The organism is Microtetraspora sp. AC03309 (genome assembly GCF_020826795.1).
GTDB classification, from domain to species: domain Bacteria; phylum Actinomycetota; class Actinomycetes; order Streptosporangiales; family Streptosporangiaceae; genus Microtetraspora; species Microtetraspora glauca.
In genome coordinates, this window is sequence record NZ_JADDIL010000429.1 from 1 (window position 1) to 513 (window position 513).

Consider the following 513-nt stretch of genomic DNA (forward strand, 5'->3'; position numbering starts at 1 on the left):
CGGTGGTCTTGTGTACTTCGGTCGGGCCGTCGGCCAGGCCCATGACCGCGGCACCGGTGACCATGCCGAGGAACGGCATCTCGTTGGTGACCCCGAGTGCGCCGTGGACTTGCATTGCCCGCCAGGCGATGTCGTGCAGCACCGTGGGCATCGCGACCTTGACGGCGGCGATGTCCTTGCGCACCTTCTTGTAGTCGTTGTACTTGTCGATCTCCCATGCGGTATAGAGCACCATCAGGCGGAACTGCAGCAGCTGGGCGTACGAATCGGCGATGTAACCCTGGACGAACTGCTTGTCGGACAGCCGGCTGCCCTGGGTCTCGCGGCTCAGCGCGCGTTCGCACATCATGTCCAGTGCCTTCTGGGCCAGGCCGATGGTGCGCATCGCGTGGTGGATCCGGCCGCCGCCCAGCCGGGTCTGGGCGATCACGAAGGCCTGCCCCTCGCCGCCCAGCAGAGCCTCGGCCGGTACCCGGACGTTGTCGTAGTGGATCAGCGCATGGCTGCCGTGGT

1 protein-coding gene is annotated in these 513 nt (G+C 66.3%); it reads right to left on the bottom strand.

What is annotated here, in order from left to right; all coding sequences use genetic code 11:
- Positions 1–513, bottom strand: a 513-nt coding sequence (locus IMZ11_RS43695) for an acyl-CoA dehydrogenase family protein (RefSeq protein ID WP_255708192.1), incomplete at both ends; no start/stop codon positions are given.